Source organism: Hydrogenivirga sp. 128-5-R1-1 (assembly GCF_000171895.1).
Map to the genome: position 1 here is coordinate 1 of NZ_ABHJ01000367.1, position 1,421 is coordinate 1,421.

The 1,421-nt window shown below is 34.1% G+C and carries 3 protein-coding genes; all 3 read right to left on the bottom strand.

Going from position 1 to position 1,421, the window contains the following annotated elements; translation table 11 throughout:
- A partial coding sequence (locus HG1285_RS20015) for an ABC transporter permease (protein WP_198005463.1) occupies positions 1 to 601 on the bottom strand: 601 nt, incomplete at its 3' end.
- Positions 544 to 927, bottom strand: a complete 384-nt coding sequence (locus HG1285_RS20020) for a hypothetical protein (RefSeq protein WP_008289364.1) — start codon at positions 925 to 927, stop codon at positions 544 to 546. The genes HG1285_RS20015 and HG1285_RS20020, both read right to left, overlap by 58 nt.
- On the bottom strand, positions 924 to 1,421 hold a 498-nt coding region (locus HG1285_RS01575; RefSeq protein ID WP_008289365.1), incomplete at its 5' end, for an ABC transporter permease. The genes HG1285_RS20020 and HG1285_RS01575, both read right to left, overlap by 4 nt.

Sequence of the window (1,421 nt, forward strand, 5' to 3'; positions counted from 1 at the left end):
AGAGATAAGAAAGATACTGGATTGCAGGATGCATTGAGTATATCGGTGTCCATGCACCGCTGAGAAAGATAATAGGCATCATAATAATTACAGACAGCTGTGCCACCTGAAGCATATTTTGTGCTACAGACGCAATAAAAAGTCCTATTCCGCTAACAGAAAGTAGATAAACAAATGTAAAAACAATAAAAACCCAGAAATTGCCATTCATAGGAACGTCAAATACACCGAACAAAATCAGACCAACGCTTAAAATAGTGCCAATCATTGTGATAACAATCTGAGAAAAACTTTTTGCAAGGATAATAAGTTTTGAATCAACAGGCATCAGTAGCATTATATCCCATGTTCCATTTTCTTTTTCCCTGACAAAAACAACAGCAGACAGGATAACACCCAGGAGTGTTAAATTTGATAAAAACTCTGCAAATGATATAAATTGCCGTGTATCTGCGTTTTGGTTAAAAATCTTATGAATTTTCAGCTCAACAGGAAATTTCAGTTGTGAAAAACTCATCACTATATTTTGTAAATAAGATAATGTTATAAAAGCCTGTGCTGCAGCTGTAGAATCCAGTAAAACATTAACTGAGTTTTCCATTTTGTAAAGGGATTTTCAAAATCAGGTTCAAATACCAGACCAACCATAATTTCTTTATCAAAGATGGCCTTACTTAGTTCTTCCTGAGATTCAAACTCAACAGGTGGCTTAAATTCTGGGCTGTGTAAATGGTTCAAGATTTTTTTAGAAATGACTCCCTGTGAGTAATCAACATATCCTATAGAGACATTTCTGGGCTTTACCTCAAACCCCTGTCCTGCAATATAAACGTCAATGGTAAATGAATAAAGCAAGACAATTACCAATCCCCAATTTCTCAAAAATGTTATTATTTCTTTTGCAAAAATACTCCAGAAAGCCTTCATCTTAGTTCCTTTTTCATTAAGATACTACCTGCTGTAAGCAAAGCTACTGCATATCCAATCATAATAAGGAAATAGATAATATTCTTAGCTGAGGAAAATCCCTGTCCAATAAGAAAGGAGTCATAAACAATATGGTTGTAATACATCACAGGAAATAAATGGGCTTCTATATAAGCTTCTCCTGTCATAGATGATATAGGCATAAGTATTCCTGAATATAAAAATCCCGGGATTACCGTGATAATTATTGTTGCAATTAAGGCAACTATCTGTGTTCTTGTTATAACCGAAACCAGCAGGCCAATAGCAACGCTTATCAGCACATAAATTTCTGAAGTTAGCCAGAATATAAAAAAACTGCCCTTAAATGGCACTTTAAACAGATAAGTAGCCCACAAAAACAGGATAAAAATATTTACAGAGTGAAGAAAAAATACAGGCAGTAACTTTGCAATCAAAAAATCCACTTTTCTAACAGGAGAAGAATAAAAATA

Excerpts from the sequence above, each read along its gene's own strand:
- HG1285_RS20020 (WP_008289364.1), bottom strand. The coding sequence starts at position 927 with ATGAAGGCTTTCTGGAGTATTTTTGCAAAAGAAATAATAACATTTTTG.